The sequence below is a fragment of the Streptomyces sp. NPDC030814 genome (assembly GCF_055572155.1).
This window is the reverse complement of sequence record NZ_JBVIDX010000039.1, coordinates 1-14882: the sequence shown is the minus strand read 5'-3', so window position 1 is coordinate 14882 and position 14882 is coordinate 1. Positions and strand designations below refer to the sequence as shown.

Annotated in this window: 12 protein-coding genes; 4 read left to right on the top strand and 8 right to left on the bottom strand. The window is 72.1% G+C overall.

The features are described from left to right. The first annotated feature begins 123 nt into the window (after nucleotides 1–123). Complete coding sequence (locus ACZ43N_RS40340; RefSeq protein WP_468104511.1) at nucleotides 124–432, top strand: SHOCT domain-containing protein; 309 nt, start codon at nucleotides 124–126, stop codon at nucleotides 430–432. Nucleotides 433–497: 65 nt separating this feature from the next. Here ACZ43N_RS40340 and ACZ43N_RS40335 read toward each other — a convergent pair whose 3' ends face one another. Both ACZ43N_RS40335 and ACZ43N_RS40330 read right to left on the bottom strand, forming a co-directional pair. Continuing rightward, on the bottom strand, nucleotides 498–1031 hold the full coding sequence (locus tag ACZ43N_RS40335) for an ATP-binding protein (protein WP_468104509.1): 534 nt from the start codon (nucleotides 1029–1031) through the stop codon (nucleotides 498–500). Nucleotides 1032–1303: 272 nt separating this feature from the next. Further along, on the bottom strand, nucleotides 1304–1627 hold the full coding sequence (locus ACZ43N_RS40330; RefSeq protein ID WP_468104508.1) for a hypothetical protein: 324 nt from the start codon (nucleotides 1625–1627) through the stop codon (nucleotides 1304–1306). A gap of 358 nt (nucleotides 1628–1985) precedes the next feature. Between ACZ43N_RS40330 and cds1 the strand changes: the two genes are divergently transcribed. After that, complete coding sequence (gene cds1 / locus ACZ43N_RS40325; protein WP_468104506.1) at nucleotides 1986–3119, top strand: L-cysteine desulfhydrase Cds1; 1134 nt, start codon at nucleotides 1986–1988, stop codon at nucleotides 3117–3119. A gap of 74 nt (nucleotides 3120–3193) precedes the next feature. Here the strand turns inward: cds1 and ACZ43N_RS40320 are convergent, their stop codons facing one another. Then, nucleotides 3194–4021, bottom strand: a complete 828-nt coding sequence (locus ACZ43N_RS40320) for a DeoR/GlpR family DNA-binding transcription regulator (protein WP_468104504.1) — start codon at nucleotides 4019–4021, stop codon at nucleotides 3194–3196. A gap of 290 nt (nucleotides 4022–4311) precedes the next feature. Between ACZ43N_RS40320 and ACZ43N_RS40315 the strand changes: the two genes are divergently transcribed. Then, entirely contained in the window at nucleotides 4312–6792 is a 2481-nt protein-coding gene (locus tag ACZ43N_RS40315) for a hypothetical protein (RefSeq protein WP_468104502.1), read from the top strand. Here the strand turns inward: ACZ43N_RS40315 and ACZ43N_RS40310 are convergent. The 5 genes from ACZ43N_RS40310 to ACZ43N_RS40290 all read right to left on the bottom strand — a co-directional run bounded on the left by ACZ43N_RS40310 (nucleotide 6753) and on the right by ACZ43N_RS40290 (nucleotide 13148). Continuing rightward, nucleotides 6753–8258: an alpha/beta hydrolase gene (locus ACZ43N_RS40310; protein ID WP_468104500.1), complete on the bottom strand. Its 1506-nt coding sequence runs from the start codon at nucleotides 8256–8258 to the stop codon at nucleotides 6753–6755. The genes ACZ43N_RS40315 and ACZ43N_RS40310 overlap by 40 nt on opposite strands. A gap of 131 nt (nucleotides 8259–8389) precedes the next feature. After that, complete coding sequence (locus ACZ43N_RS40305) at nucleotides 8390–10834, bottom strand: right-handed parallel beta-helix repeat-containing protein (protein WP_468104499.1); 2445 nt, start codon at nucleotides 10832–10834, stop codon at nucleotides 8390–8392. 111 nt (nucleotides 10835–10945) lie between these two features. Then, a complete protein-coding gene (locus tag ACZ43N_RS40300) occupies nucleotides 10946–11569 on the bottom strand; it encodes an Rv1733c family protein (protein WP_468104497.1) in 624 nt (207 codons plus the stop codon). 250 nt (nucleotides 11570–11819) lie between these two features. Continuing rightward, a complete protein-coding gene (locus ACZ43N_RS40295) occupies nucleotides 11820–12644 on the bottom strand; it encodes an MOSC domain-containing protein (protein ID WP_468104496.1) in 825 nt (274 codons plus the stop codon). 54 nt (nucleotides 12645–12698) lie between these two features. Next, nucleotides 12699–13148: a DUF6643 family protein gene (locus tag ACZ43N_RS40290; protein ID WP_468104495.1), complete on the bottom strand. Its 450-nt coding sequence runs from the start codon at nucleotides 13146–13148 to the stop codon at nucleotides 12699–12701. A 317-nt stretch (nucleotides 13149–13465) separates the two neighbouring features. On the opposite strand from ACZ43N_RS40290, the gene ACZ43N_RS40285 reads away from it, so the two are divergent. Then, nucleotides 13466–14767, top strand: a complete 1302-nt coding sequence (locus ACZ43N_RS40285) for a TerD family protein (RefSeq protein ID WP_468104493.1) — start codon at nucleotides 13466–13468, stop codon at nucleotides 14765–14767. Nucleotides 14768–14882 lie beyond the last annotated feature (115 nt).

The window sequence follows — 14882 nt, the reverse complement described above, 5'->3', positions numbered from 1 at the left end:
CCGTACCGCCGTACTCCGCGGGCGGTACACCCACTGCCGCCGCCCGTACGACGACCTGCACCCCCTGCCCGCGCGAGGCTCGACTCATCGGCAGAAGACGTGGTCCAAGGAGATGAGTTCGAGATGCAGACCCTCGCGCACTGGAACGGCGGCGGCCCCGGCCCCTGGGTCCTCCTCTTCCCCCTGATCTGGGCGGCGGTCCTCGTAGCGGCCGTCACCCTGTTGCGCCGCACCGTCTGGCGCGGACGCCGAGTCCCCTGGCGGCCGATGGCGGCCGGCTTCGCCCCGTACGGCGACCGCCGCCCTTCCAGTGACTCACCGATCGCGTTGCTCGGCCGCCGTTTCGCCTCCGGCGAGATCGACGAGGACGAGTACTGGCGCCGACTGTCCGTCCTGGACGAGCAGTTCGGACGGTCGGGCAAGGGCGAGTGAGTCACAGGCCGGGGCCACCGACCGACGCACGGACGTGCCGTACGAGGAGAGGGGTCACCGCCCGGTCAGCCTGCGACGGCGGACCGGGCGGGAGCGTGTTCGGGCCTGCGCCCGAGCGCGGCGGGCCGACGACCGGTGTCGCACGGCTGCAGTTGCGGCTGGGGCTGCCCGACGTCGTACGGCGAGATCTTCGGCACCGCGGCAGAGGAGACCGGCAGCGTGAACCACACGACCTTCCCCGACTCGCCGTGCGGCCGGACACCCCAGCTCTCACTCACCGCGGCGACCATCGCGAGCCCACGTCCACTGGTGGCGAAGAGCTCCGCGTCCTGGACGACCGGGAGGCGGGGGTCGTTGTCCTGCACCGAGACCGTGAGCCGGCCGAGGAGCAACTCCATCTCCACGGTGCACAACTTGTCCGGCTCCGCGTGCCGGTGGACATTGGACAGCAGCTCGGTCACACCGAGCGCGGCCCGCTCTATCAAGGGATCCAGATGCCAGTAGCGCAATTGCGCAGATACGATTCTGCGGACCTGGCCGATCCGCGACGGCAGGGCTTGGAGCTCCACCGTGCAGTGCCTGCTTTGCTGGCTGATCACGGCTGCGACTCCCCGATGTGAGTCCGGAAGATCGGAGTACGGATCCAGCGAGGTGGCTGGGCGAAGAACGCCGCCTGCTGTGGGGCGGCCGCCTACGACTGCCGCCTGGTGGACGGCCGCCTGGGGCTGCCGTCTGCTCGTGGGGTGGCTGCGTACCGATCGCCGCCCGCTGTCGTGGCCGGCGGGCTGGTTCGCAGCGTTATCGCCGGTAAACCCAGAGTTACGTGAGACCAGCGTGACCCAGGGGGTTGGGTCCCGCAACTCGCGGTCCGTCAGCCGCTGCGCCCCGCCGCCTTGCGCACCGCCTCGATGAACCGCCGGGCCGAAGGCGGGCCGGGCTTCCCCGGAGCCGGGTCGTGCTCGTTCAGAGTGAGGGTGTAGCGGGTGCCGTTGACATCGGCCAACGCCCGGTCCTCGTGGGCGAACCAGGGCTTCGAGGCGCGCACCGCCTGCACCGGGGCGCTGTCGATCTCGCTGCCGTAACTGGTCAGCAACTGAAGCCGGCCGTCCTCGATCCTGACCTGGCCCGCCCGGGTGAGCTGCCGCAGCCTCTTCCCGATCCGCACGCCCGTGGCCGTGAACTCCGGCTCCGCCATGTGCCCCGCCCCCTCATGCGCTTCGGCTGTCCTCTGTCGTGATCCGTACGGGACCGTGATCCAGTGTGCCCGGACGGCGCGTTTCGCCGCGCCACTCCCCCGAGGGAACCGACCAGGCCCGTGCGGTGAAGTCTGCACGTCCCAGCCGTGGAGCACCAGTGCGCACGGTGGGACGGGGGCGGGGTTCCGGCGCACGCGCGGCATGCGCCCCCCATGCGCCCCGCGCACTGCCGCCACAGGAGTGCCTTTGGGTTGCTCAAAGGCATGTTTATGCAGGTGAGAAGCGTGCGGAAGGTGTTTATCATCGGGACGTCCGACGCCGCGACACGCCGTCGGCGCACCCTGTGAGGAGCACGCCGTGAGCACCCCCCAGACCACTCGCCCTGGCGCGACCCTCGACGTCGACCACAGCGACCCCCAGTACCGGACCTGGCTCAAGGAAGCCGTCCGCCGTGTCCAGGCCGACGCCAACCGTTCCGCCGACACCCATCTGCTGCGCTTCCCGCTGCCCGAGCAATGGGGCATCGACCTGTATCTCAAGGACGAGTCGACCCACCCCACCGGCAGCCTCAAGCACCGCCTCGCCCGTTCCCTCTTCCTCTACGGTCTGTGCAACGGATGGATCCGGCCGGGCCGCCCCGTCATCGAGGCGTCCAGCGGCTCCACCGCCGTCTCGGAGGCGTACTTCGCCAAACTGATCGGCGTCCCCTTCATCGCCGTCATGCCACGCACGACCAGCGCCGAGAAGATCCGCCTCATCGAGTTCCATGGCGGTCGCTGTCACTTCGTGGACGACTCACGGAAGATGTACGAGGAGTCGGCCCGCCTCGCGGTGGAGACCGGCGGCCACTACATGGACCAGTTCACCTACGCCGAACGGGCAACGGACTGGCGCGGCAACAACAACATCGCCGAATCCGTCTTCCGCCAACTGGAGTTGGAGCGCTTCCCCGAGCCCGCCTGGATCGTCGCCACCGCCGGCACCGGCGGCACCTCCGCGACCATCGCGCGCTACGTCCACTACATGCAGTACGACACCCGTATCTGTGTCGCCGACCCCGAGAACTCCTGCTTCTTCGAGGGCTGGACCACCGGTGACCCCGACGTCACCTGCGACTGCGGCTCCCGCATCGAGGGCATCGGCCGCCCCCGTATGGAGCCCAGCTTCGTCCCCGGCGCCATCGACCGCATGATGAAGGTCCCCGACGCCGCCAGTGTCGCCGCCGTACGGGCCCTGGAACAGGCCATCGGCCGCAGGGCCGGCGGCTCCACCGGAACGGGCCTGTGGAGCGCCCTCAAGATCATCGCCGAGATGGTCGCGGAGGGCCGGCAGGGCAGCGTCGTCACCCTCCTGTGCGACCCCGGCGACCGCTACCTCGACAAGTACTACTCCGACGAGTGGCTGAGGGAGCAGGGCCTGGACATCGCCCCGTACGCGACGGCCATCGAGTCCCTCCTGGAGACCGGGGTGTGGGCAGCACCCCCTCAGTGACGCGGGCGACGCGACCGCCGCAGCCGACCTGCGGTCCCGGAGCGACGCCGTCAACGGGACCGTGACCGGCGTCCTCAGAGGTCGCCGTCCTCGTCCTCCCCGGCCACCACCAGGCGCCGCAGGTGCTCGGAGATCTCGGCCCGCGCCTGCGGGGCCAGCCCCGCGTCCGTCACCAGCGTGTCCACCTGCTCCAGCGCGGCGAACGAACTCAATCCGACCGTCCCCCACTTCGTGTGGTCGGCCACCACGACGACCCGCCGCGCCGACTGCACGAGCCGGCGGTTGGTCTCGGCCTCCGCCAGGTTCGGCGTGGACAGCCCAGCCTCGACCGATATCCCGTGCACACCGAGGAACAGCACATCGAAGTGGAGCGCCGCGATCGCCTGATCGGCCACCGGCCCCACGAGCGAGTCGGACGGTGTCCGTACCCCACCGGTGAGTACGACCGTCGCCGCCCCCTGCCGAGGGCCCGTCGTGCGCTGCGCGGCGTGGAAGACGTCGGCGACCCGCACCGAGTTCGTGACCACGGTGAGGTCCGGCACGTCCACGAGCCGGTGCGCGAGCGCGTACGTCGTCGTGCCACCCGACAGGGCGATCGCCGAACCCGGTGCCACCAACTCGGCGGCGGCCAGCGCGATGTCCTCCTTGGCGCTCAGCTCCAGCCCGGACTTCGCCTCGAAACCAGGCTCGTGCGTACTCGCCTCGGCCACCGGCACCGCGCCGCCGTGCACCTTCTCCACGGCGCCCTGGCGGGCGAGTGCGTCCAGGTCACGGCGGACCGTCATGTCCGAAACGCCCAGCTTCCGGGTCAGCTCGTTGACCCGCACCCCGCCTCTGCGACGCACCTCGTCGAGGATCAGGGCACGCCGCTGCTCCGCGAGGAGGTTCTGATTCTCACTCACGCTCGCTCCGGTCCTTTCGCCCCATCACGCCCGACACGCTCCCATACCCCCTCCGACACGGACATTCCCCCGCCCCCCGTCCCGAGGACGTCCCATATTCGCACGCCACACCACTGGTCGCGCCACTACCTCCACGCGCGCGAGCAGCCCGTATCGGCCTCTCGCGCCCGTCACTATCACACGGATCGGGGAGATTCGGTGCCCACAGGTGTACGAGCACCGCTCAGCGGCGATCATCTGTGCCTGCACATCACACCTGCCTTGCGGCGCATCACGGGGGAAGCGGACCAGTGGATCGTGCAACGGAGCATGCCGAGCACAGCGAACATCCCGGACATTCCACGGCGGGCGGGCAGAGCGCCACCGGCCGGCCCGGTTCCGACGACGGCACCGCCCTCGAACTGCTCGTCCACGGCGTAGGCGGCACTACCCCCGAACGCATGCTCGACGACCCACGCACCGTCCGCGTCACCGGCGACGACACCGCGGCCGTCTTCCGCCGCATCGACGACGCCGACGCTGAGGCCCGCCCGGCCGACCACCGCGGCAGACCCGTGCCCGAGGCCTACGTCTGGTGCAACCTCACCTCCGGGAACGGCTCCCGCGCCCTGTGGCTGTTGCTGCTGCCGTTCATGGTCGTCAACCTCGCCCACTGGATGCGCCCCACCGCCCGGAACAGACGGCGGACGATACGTCTCCACGGCCTCCTGGTGCGCCTCACCGGCCTGACCCTCACCGTGCTGCTCGTGGCCGCGGCCTGCGAGGTCGCCCTCGACCTGACCGCCTGGCAGTGCGCGGGCACACGCGCGTGCGCCGAGGCGCACACCTGGCTCGGCTTCCTCTCCCCCGATCTCTCCCGCCAGGGCTGGTGGAGCAGCCCTGGCCGCCGCCTCGCCCTGGCCGCCCTGGTGCCCGCCGCCCTGACCGCGCTCCTGTGGTACCTGTCCCACCGCACCTGGAGCGAGTACGAATCGCAGCGTCCCATCGACCGCGCCGACGGCCGCCCCGCCGAGGACGATGCCGAGCCCGTCGCGCTCGGCCGCCCCGGCTTCTGGTACGGGCGCCGCCTCGTGGCCCGGCTCCGTGCCGCCCACACGGCGGCCGGTTTCCTGACGGTCGCCGCGGCCGTCGGCACGTCCGCCGCCCGCGAGGACCGCCGACCGGGCGGCCCAGCCGTCCTGGAACTGCTGGGGTGGATGTTCAACGCGACACTCGCCCTGCTCGCCGTCGTCGTGGTGTGGGTGGTGTGCCGCAGGGGCCGCTCCGAGAAGCGCCTGGACCGGGAACTCGACGGCCACCTGGTACGCGGCCTGCCCGCGGTCTCGATCGTCGTGTTCGCCCTCGCCGTGGTGTACGCCGGCTGGTCACGCCCCGGCTGGAGGTCGGCGGGCAGGCTGCCGGGTGACCTGACATTCGGCGGGATCACCCTGGTCCAGGGCGTCCTCGTCATCTGTCTCGGCGTGGTCGCCCGTGTCCTCTACCGCTCCCGCCCCGACCCGCGGACCGCGCTGTACGGCCTGGGCGGCCCCGCCGTCGCGATGCTGGCCTGCGCCCTCGGCGGTGTCATGTCCGCCGGAGTCGCCCAGCGCGTCGCCGACTGGCTCGGCGGCACCGGCGACGCCCTCCCCGGGCCGCCGATCCTCCTCACCTGGCAGGCCTCCGTCATCCCGCCCCTGCTGCTGGTGGTGGTGACCCTGCTCGGCTGGCTGGCCCGCCGCACCCGGGTACTGCGGCGCGAGGAGACAGCGGCGGTGGAGGAGGAGTACGGCCTGGGGGACGCGGCACGACGGCGCGACAGCGGCCCGGACGACGGTCCCGAGCCCCGCGACGCCGCCCGGACCCGGCGGATCGCCCGCGCCCGTGCCATGGCCGCCCTCACCGACCGCGCACCCCGCGTCATCGGCATCATCTCCACCGTGACGCTCCTGCTCGGCGCCGCGGCCCTGGCCGGCGCGATCGCCACGGGGCAGCCGCCGGCACGGGCGGCACGGGACTCCTACGCCTTCGTGGCGGGAGCGGCCCAGACCGCGCAGGCCCTCGGGTCCTGGCTGATCGGCGTCGGCGTCCTGCTCTTCGTCACCTGGGGCCGCCGCGCCTACAAGGACGCCTCCGCACGCCGCACGATCGGCATCCTCTGGGACGTCGGCACCTTCTGGCCGCGCGCCGCGCACCCCTTCGCACCGCCCTGCTACGCCGAGCGCGCCGTGCCCGACCTCACCTGGCGGATGGCCACCTGGACGCGGGCCACGGGCGGACGGCTGGTCATCTCCGGACACTCCCAGGGCAGCGTCCTCGCCGCGGCCGCCGCCTGGCAGCTGACCCCGTCGGTCCGCAGCCGGGTCGCGCTGCTGACGTACGGCTCACCCCTGGAGCGACTGTACGGGCGCTGGTTCCCGGCACACTTCGGCCCCGAGTCCCTTGTCTCCCTGCACCGCGAGGTCGACTGCTGGCGCAACCTGTACCGCCTCACCGACCCCATCGGCGGCCCAGTACGGCTGCCGGGCCGGTGCGGGCCGGAGGTGGACGCCGAGCCCTTCAAGGACCCCCTCGCGTACGGCCGCACCGCCGGCCACCCCCTGCCCGCCCCGATCCTCGGCCACTCCGACTACCAGGCGGACCCGGCCTTCGCCGTCGAGCGGCAGCGGCTGCTGGCCCGTATCGGCCCCGACGTACCGGGCCCCCGCGAAGGCCGGCACACGACGGCGGCCGACGGCACGATTCCGGGCCCGGATCATTCGTCCGGGCAGGACACGTCCCGCCCGGGCCGCTGACCCGTGAGCAGGAACGTGGTCACCGTCCGGTCGCCGCACGCGTTGCCCGTTCCCAGGTAGACGCCGTGACCGCCGCGCTCCACGGTGACGAGCCGCGCCCGGTCACCGAGGGCCGCCCGCATCCGCAACGCGCCGACGTGGGGCGTCGCCGGGTCCCGCCGGTTCTGGATCATCAGGATGTTGGAAGGGCCGTCGTCGGTGATCCGGGTCGGCTTCTCGGCGGGCCGGTCCTTCCAGAAGGAGCACGGGGTGATGTTCACCGGCATCCCGGCCGTGAGCGGATACCGGACGCGGTGCTCGGCCACCGCCCGCTCGCGCGCCGGCACCGACGCCGGCCAGCGCACGTCGTTGCAGATCACCGCCATGACGGCCGCCGCGTCCTCGTCGCTCAGCGGCCCGGCCAGATCGGGCGGCAGGACCGGCGTCGCCTTCGGGTCACCGGCCTGCCGTACCAGCAGGGCCAGATCGTCGAAGGACGTGTCGTTGTAGAGGGCGAGCTGCATGGCCTGGCGCAGCCTGTTGCCCGTGAGCGGCACCCCCCGCGTGGTCGTCTCCCGTGGCGTCCGGTCCAGTTCGGCCGCCAGGGACAGGAACAGCGGCCGAACGTCCTCCGGCCGCTCGGCGAGCCGCAGGCCCCCCGGCGCGCGGGCCGGGTCGGCGGCCCAGGCGGCGAAGTCCGGGAACCGGTCCTCCGCACCCCGCGCCATGTTCTCCAGCCAGCGCCGGGCGACCCGGCGCGGATCAGGGTCGTCGTTGCTGTCCAGGACCCAACGATCGGTCCGCTCCGGGTATTTCTGCGCGTAGACGGCCCCCACGTACGTCCCGTACGACACCCCGTACGCCGACAGCCGCTCCTCGCCCAGGGCCCACCGGAAACGGTCGATGTCGCGCACCTCGTTGGCGGTGGTGAGGCTGCGCAGCACGGCCCCGCCGTTCGTCGCGCACGCCTCGGCGGTACGCCGGGCCCGGGCGACGTTCTCGCCGATGCCGCCGTCGGGCGCGGGCCAGGCCCGCAGCGTCACCAGGTGCCGGTCCTCGGCGGGGAGACGGCAGCTCGCCCGTGTGCTGCCGCCCACACCACGCGGGTCCAGGCTGACGATGTCGTACGCGCCCCCGAGCTGCCCGCGCAGCGCCTGCCCCTGCTGGGCCAGACGCCGGACACCCGAACCGCCCGGTCCGCCCGGGATCATCAGCAGGGTGCCGCGCCGTCCCTCGGGATGCTCACTGCGCAGCCGGGAGACGGCGAGGGCGAGCTGCGGGCCGTCCGGGTCCCGGTAGTCGAGCGGTACGGGCAGCGTGGCGCACTCCTGCCCGGCGGGGCCGGTGGGTTGTGCGCAGGGGCGCCAGGTGAGCGTCGGCGGGGCGGGGGGCGCGCCGGCCGCCGGGCCGGCGACGGCGGTCAGCGTGGTGGCCGCGGCCGAGACGGACAGGGCGAGGACCAGGGCTCGTCGAGTGCGATGCGTCATGGGGATCATGCTGTCGGCCGGAGCGCTCCGGCCCCATCCGGCCGGCACCACACCGGTGGTGGGGTTTTCCCCCTGGGGCTCACCTCAGGGGGACGCGCTCCGACAGCACCACGCCACGCGCCGGGGCTCCGCTACGCCGGGTCCGGCAGATCCTCCGCGTACAGCAACGTCAGGTCGTCGGTGCTGGGTTCGTCGACCTGGGCGACCCGGCTCGCGTGCCGTTCCACCATCGCCTCGAAGGTCTGCCGCGCGGTACGGCCGTTGCCGAAGGCGGGCCCCTTCGGGAGCGCCGTGAAGTACTTCAGCAGCGCCTCGCCCGCGCCCGGCGCCAGCCGGTACTCGTGCTCCTCCGCCTGCTGCTCCACGATGCGCAGCAGCTCCTCCGGCATGTAGTCGTCGAAGGTGATCGTGCGGGAGAAGCGGGACGCCACACCGGGGTTGACGGTGAGGAAGCGCTCCATCTCGGCCGTGTAGCCCGCGACGATCACCACGACCGCGTCCCGGTGGTCCTCCATCAGCTTCACCAGTGTGTCGATGGCCTCCTTGCCGAAGTCACGCCCGGAGTCCTCGGGAGACAGCGCGTACGCCTCGTCGATGAACAGCACCCCGCCACGGGCCCGCTCGAACGCCTCCTGGGTGCGGATGGCGGTCGATCCGATGTGCTCGCCCACGAGGTCCACGCGGGACACCTCGACGAGGTGGCCCTTCTCCAGGACGCCGAGGGAGGCCAGGATCTCGCCGTAGAGACGGGCGACGGTGGTCTTGCCGGTCCCCGGGGAGCCGGTGAACACCAGATGCCGCTTGACCGACGCGGCCTTGAGCCCGGCCTGTTGGCGGCGGCGGCCCACCTCGATCATGTCCGTGAGGGCGCGCACCTCGCGCTTGACGCTGTCCAGACCGACCAGCGCGTCCAGTTCACCCAGCACGGCCTTGGAGGTCCGGGCCGGCTGTTCGGGCTCCGTGGCGGGCGTGGTGAGCGCCGGCGGCTGCGGTTCGGTGGTGCGCTGGCCCGGAATGGAGCCCAGCAGACCGGGGGAGCGGGGCGCGGTCTCGGTGACGGTCTCGTGCGCCACCGGGGGCCGCACGCCGCCGCTCTCGTCGCTGGTGCAGTCCTCGACCACGGGCCCGCTGCCGGCGGTGCCGGGGCCGCCCTCCGCGAACTCGTAACCGCCGCGCGCGCAGCGCTCCGTACGGCACTTGCGCAGCGTCGCGCGGCAGCCGTCGATGATGTGGAAGCCGTAGCCGCCGCTGCCGGTCACCCGGCAGTCGAGGAAGCTGCCGCGGCCCTCGGCCGAGACATAGAAGCCCGCCTCGGCGGGCGAGGTGACGGTGCAGCGCTCAATGGTGGGGTCCGCGCCCTTGGTGACGATCACGCCGGTCTGGGTGCCGTCGAGGGTGCAGCCGTTGAGGGTGCCGCCGCTGCCGTGGTCGCGGAACCAGGCGCCCGTCGCCGCGTCCCGGATCCGGCAGTCGTCGAGCTGTGCGGTGGCGCCGTCGCTCACCGACACGGCCGTGTTGCGCACCTGCGACAGATCGCTGTCCACGACGTCCGCGCGCGACCCCCGGTCCAGGACGAACAGGGCGTCCGGTACGTCGTGCACCCGGCAGGACTCCAGGACCGCTGTGGCCCCGTCACTGACCCAGACGGCCGGATAGTCGCCCGTGCTGTCGAAGATCTCGCACTGGTTGGCGTCCACGCGGGTGCCCGGGTCCCACACCGACAACCCGTTGCGCCCGAACTGCCGCACCGTGGTGCGGGTCAGCGTGAGCACGGAGCGGGAGCGCAGATCCACCGCGTTTTCCGGGATGTCGTGGATGCGGCAGTCCGCCAGGGTGAGCACGGCGTCCGTGTCGAGCGTGACGCCGTCCGCGGTCGTACGGTGCACATCGCAGTCGGTGAGATGGGCGGTGGCCCGCCCGGTGATCTGGACGCCGCTGCCCCGGACCTCGTAGATCTCGCAACCGACGGCTTCCAGCGCGGAGTTCTCGCCGGTCGCGGTCAGGCCCGAGCCGGAGGCGTGGTGCACCCGGCACCGGTCGAGCCGCGGATGGCCGCCGCCGCGCACCGCGACACCGGCCTGCCCGGCCGCGACGACCTCGCACTCCTCGAACACCCCGCCGCCGCCGTCGACCACGGCGATACCGATCCCGGCCGGGTTGTCGACCGTGCACCGCCGCACCGTCGGGCGCGCGCTGCCGCGCACCTCGATGCCGACCGCGGAGCGGGTCACGATCCTGAGGTCCATCAGCTCGGGTGTGCCGTCCTCGACGAGCAGCGCAGGCGCCGCCGCGTCCTGGCCCTCCACATGCAGGTCCTGCACCACGGCCGAGGCGGAGACCGTCAGCGGTACCCCGTCCACGGGCGCGATCCGCACGGAGCCGGGCGATCCCTCCGGGCCGCGCAGCGTAACCCCTCGCTGCACGACGAGGTTCTCCCGGTACGTACCGGGAGCGACGGTGAGCACATCGCCGTCGCTCGCGGCCTCCAGGGCCGCGGCGAGCGATGTGTACTCACCCGTGCGGCGCCGCCACCGCGATGTACCGGTGTGCGTCACCTGGACCGTGCCCTGTGCCATGGCGTTGCTGTGCCCCCACCTCGTGGAACGCGGGTCGATGCCGAACAGTTCGGCTGGTCGGTCCACCGTAGCGTGCGCGGGCAGGAGGAGTTGACCGGAGTCGCAAGGCCGTCAGCTGCCCGTGCCCGTCCTGCCCCAGTCCGGCCCCGCCTTGTCCCATGCCTGGTCCCAACACGCGTACCGGTGGCGGACCATGCGCCAGACGATCAGCCGTCTGCAGCCCTCGATGAGGCCCGCGGCCAGCACCGTCGAACCGAATCCGGCCAGTACGGCGTGCGTCGTCGCGGTCGCGCTGTCGAGCGGCCGGCCGACCGTGCGGCCCCGGGCGTCCGTCCACAGCGCGAAGCGGTCGCCGGGCTGCGGGTCCTTGAGGCCGGCCACGACCGTGCCGTGCCGGTCGGTGCCGTCCGGGCCGGTCCAGTCGGCGACCACGCGGCTGTGCCGGTCGCGGGAGGTCGCCGTCTCGGGGTCGGGATCGAGGGGGGAGCCGGCGATTCTCCTGACGACGGTGGCCGCCACCAGGTGCCGGGCCGCCCGCTGTTCCCGTACGGACTGCTGCAGGGAGCTCTGTGCGGTGGTTCCGACGACGGCGCCGACGAGCGGGGCGACGACGACGATCAGCAGGAGGGCCGCGAACGCCACCCATGCCTCGACGAGGTCGGTCGTCCGGCGCAGGGGATTGTGGCGCCAACGCCACAGTCCGCCGACCGCCCCCAGCCCGCCGATTGCCCGCACTGTCCCACGCCCCCTTCCGCGTCCGTGATAACCCCCAGCGGGGACCCCCATGTGCGGTACCGGTGAAGAGAGAGCGAAATCACCTCTTCGACCGGCCTTCTCATGAACTTCTCACAGAGGCCCAACGGTTGGGCCGGCCGCCTGTGTTCCCCGGACCGTCAACCGAATCCAGATGTTGAATTTTCAAGGTGGATGGTACTCCCACACGTCCGCTTGGATCCCGACGCGTGAACACCCTTGACGCGCGGGGCTATTCGAGCACGCGCACCGGATCGCCGAGCCGAACCGTGCCGCCGGATTCCGGAACCAGGTTCTGCCCGAAGGCCAGCTTGTCGCCGAACCGCCGGTGCCGTGCGAGGGTGCGCAGCGGTTCCCGGCCGCGTTCGGCGGTGTCCTGGTCGGTGGTGGTCACCACGCATCGCCCGCACATCTTGGCGACCCGGAAGGTGACGTCGCCGACGGCGACGCGCCGCCAGTCGTCCTCGGCCCACGCCTGTGTGCCGTCCACCACCAGGTTCGGCCGGAAACGGCTCATGGGCAGGGGGCCCTCCTCTGGGTGGTCGCCCCGGCCGATGAGCGAGTTGAGCGCGTCGAGCGAGGCGAGGGTGGTGAGCAACAGGGGGTAGCCGTCGGCGAAGCTGACCGTCTCGCCGGGGCGGGCGTAGTCGGGGTCGATGGGGCGGCGGGTCGCGGGGTCGTCCAGGTGGACCAGGCGTACCGGGACGCCCAGGTAGGCGGTGAACCAGGCGTGCGCGGCGGGGTCGGCGGGGACCGCCTCGACCTTGTCCCGCCAGATCTCCACCGTGGTCGTCGAATCGGGCTGGGGCACGGGGACGGTGAGCGGTTCACAGTCGGGCGCGGACAGCAAGAGGCCGCCGCCGGGCTCCAGCCCGGCGGCGGCCAACGCCATGCGCGGATGCTGACGTTGCGTGATGACCTTGCCCGAGTCGTCGACCAGCACCCAGCGGCGGTCGCCCGCCAGACCCCAGGGCTCCACGACGGCCTCCTCGGGGGCGAAGCCCCTGGCCGCCTTCAGCGGGTGGACGTGGATCGAGTGCAGTGACGGATTCCCCATGGGGTCATCCTGCCAAAAGGCGGTGACAGCCCCACGCGGAATGTTCCAGCCGGCTCAGTACCCGCGGTACTGCTGGCCGTTGTACGGATCCTGCTGGTACGGGGCCGTGGGGGCCGGGCGCGGGGCGGCGGGGCGCATGGCCTCGTATCCCGTGCCGGCGCCCATCGGGCGCTGCTGCTGCGGAGGCTGGGCGCCGGGGTAACCACGCGGACCCGCCGCCTGCTGCGGGATGTACGCGGTCGGCGCCTGCTGCAGCGGCGACGGCTGCTGGGCCTGCGGATAGCCGTAGGCGGGGGAGGGGTGGGAGGGGCCCGCCGGCAGCGCGGGGAGCGCCGACGGGAGCGCGGGCAGATTGCTGCCCGGCGTGTCGTAGGCGGCGGGGACTCGGATCGGCGCGATCTGAGGGGTTCCCCGCTCGGCAACGAGGGAGTCGTAGATCGGGGTGTCCGCGAAGGACGAGGCGGAGTAGTAACCGCCGCCGTAGGTGGAGCGGGGGGAGGTCATGGCACATAAGTTAAGCCCACGATGTGCTGGTTGGGGAGACCGATAAGAGGGTTGTTTTCCGTGTCGGCAGTGACGCTGGATCCCCAATGCGAGCGAACTCGGCGAAAAAGGGCAGCGAAAAGCACTGCGATCGTGTAAAGGCCGACTTTCGAGCGGGTTACCGGAGGTTGGCCACTGATCTTTCGCTACGGCTTCTGGGGGTTCGGGCGCCGGGGGAATAGGTTTGGCGCCGACAAGCGGGCCGGACGGTTCGGGCGGACTGCGTGGGACGCGGCCTGGCGATGACCCTCCGGGGTGACCTTCTGATGGGGGCGGACATGTCAATGCCGAAAGGATCGAACGTCGCGGTGCCGACGACCGCACTACGCGTGGAATTGGGCTGGCGTTCCGGCCCCGGCGTGCCGGACGCCGACGCCTCGGCGCTGCTGCTGGCTGGTGGAAAGGTCCGCTCCGACGCGGACTTCGTCTTCTACAACCAGCCCGCGCACTCCTCCGGCGCCGTCCGGCACGAGGGCAAACGGGACACCGGCGGACAGGTGACCGACTCGCTGCACGTCGACCTCGCGCGCGTGGAGCCCGCCGTCGAGACCGTGGTCCTCGCCGCGTCGGCCGACGGCGGAACCTTCGGGCAGGTGCCCGGTCTGTACATTCGCGTGCTCGACGAGCGGGCGGGCACCGAGGTCGCGCGCTTCGACAGCGCCGACGCCGGTGTCGAGACGGCCTTCGTGCTCGGTGAGTTCTACCGCCGGCAGGGCGCCTGGAAGTTCCGTGCCGTCGGCCAGGGCTACAGCAGCGGGCTCGAAGGGCTCGCCACCGACTTCGGCATCACCGTGGACGAACCCCAGCACGCCGCGGCTCCGCAGGCGCCCGTATCACCTCCGGCGCCCGTCTCCCCTCCGACGCCGGTGTCCCCGCCCGTCACCGTGCCACCTCCGGTGCTGCCCGCGCCCCCGGCCCCGCCCGCGACGCCACCCGCTCCCGTGCGCCTCACCAAGGTCACGCTCACCAAGGAGACGCCGGCGGTCTCGCTGACCAAGCAGGGCGGAACCTCCGGCGCCATGCGCGTCAACCTCAACTGGGAGGTGCGCAAGCAGTTCACCGGCTGGGGCAGCAAACTGGGCCGGGCCGTCGCCATGCACGCGGACCTCGACCTCGACCTGTGCGCCCTGTTCGAACTGTCCGACGGCAGCAAGGGCGTCGTCCAGGCGCTCGGCAACGCCTTCGGGGCGCTGCACCGGCCCCCGTTCATCCACCTCGACGGCGACGACCGGACCGGCGCCGTCACGAGCGGTGAGAACCTCACCATCAACCTCGACCACAAGAACGCCTTCCGGCGCATCCTCATCTTCGTGACCATCTACGAGGGCGCCCGCTCCTTCGCCGACCTCCATGCCACGGTCACGCTCCAGCCCCAGCACGGGGCGCCCGTCGACTTCTCCCTCGACGAGTGCACCGTCCCCTCCACCGTCTGCGCCCTCGCCCTGATCACCAACCAGGGCGGCGACCTCATCGTCCGGCGCGAGGCCCGCTACCTCGTCCCCGAGCGCGGCGTCAGCCCCCAGCGCACGGTCGACTACGCCTACGGGTGGGGCATGAACTGGACACCCGGCAGGAAGTAGCCGCCCCGGATGGGGCTAGTTGTTCTGTCCCGGGAGGTTGTGGACGGTGACAGGGCTCACGGCTGACCGATCTTGAAATGGGTGAGGGCCTTCTGGCCTGGTGTGGATTGCGACA

Coding starts and splice junctions, on each gene's coding strand:
- ACZ43N_RS40305 (WP_468104499.1), bottom strand. CDS start 10,834: ATGGCACAGGGCACGGTCCAGGTGACGCACACCGGTACATCGCGGTGG.
- ACZ43N_RS40295 (WP_468104496.1), bottom strand. CDS start 12,644: ATGGGGAATCCGTCACTGCACTCGATCCACGTCCACCCGCTGAAGGCG.
- ACZ43N_RS40285 (WP_468104493.1), top strand. CDS start 13,466: ATGTCAATGCCGAAAGGATCGAACGTCGCGGTGCCGACGACCGCACTA.
- ACZ43N_RS40290 (WP_468104495.1), bottom strand. CDS start 13,148: ATGACCTCCCCCCGCTCCACCTACGGCGGCGGTTACTACTCCGCCTCG.
- ACZ43N_RS40330 (WP_468104508.1), bottom strand. CDS start 1,627: ATGGCGGAGCCGGAGTTCACGGCCACGGGCGTGCGGATCGGGAAGAGG.
- ACZ43N_RS40340 (WP_468104511.1), top strand. CDS start 124: ATGCAGACCCTCGCGCACTGGAACGGCGGCGGCCCCGGCCCCTGGGTC.
- ACZ43N_RS40310 (WP_468104500.1), bottom strand. CDS start 8,258: ATGACGCATCGCACTCGACGAGCCCTGGTCCTCGCCCTGTCCGTCTCG.